The organism is uncultured Psychroserpens sp. (genome assembly GCF_947501425.1).
Lineage (GTDB): Bacteria > Bacteroidota > Bacteroidia > Flavobacteriales > Flavobacteriaceae > Psychroserpens.
This window is the reverse complement of the sequence record NZ_CANMVN010000040.1, coordinates 1-203: the sequence shown is the minus strand read 5'-3', so window position 1 is coordinate 203 and position 203 is coordinate 1. Positions and strand designations below refer to the sequence as shown.

At 45.3% G+C, this 203-nt stretch carries 1 protein-coding gene; it reads left to right on the top strand.

What is annotated here, in order from left to right; genetic code table 11:
* Positions 1-203, top strand: a 203-nt coding sequence (locus Q0951_RS17105; protein ID WP_299339554.1) for a hypothetical protein, incomplete at both ends; no start/stop codon positions are given.

Genomic DNA, 203 nt, shown 5'->3' with positions numbered 1-203 from the left:
CAAGGAACATACACAATCAATTGGACCTTCGATGATGGAAACGGCAACAGCATTGTGGTTCCTCAGAATGTGATTATCGATGATATCACAAATCCAGTAATACCAACCTTATCTGATGTGACAGGTGAATGTTCAGCCACAGCCACAGCACCAACCACAACGGATAACTGCTCAGGCACACTCACAGGAACGACTAGTGATCC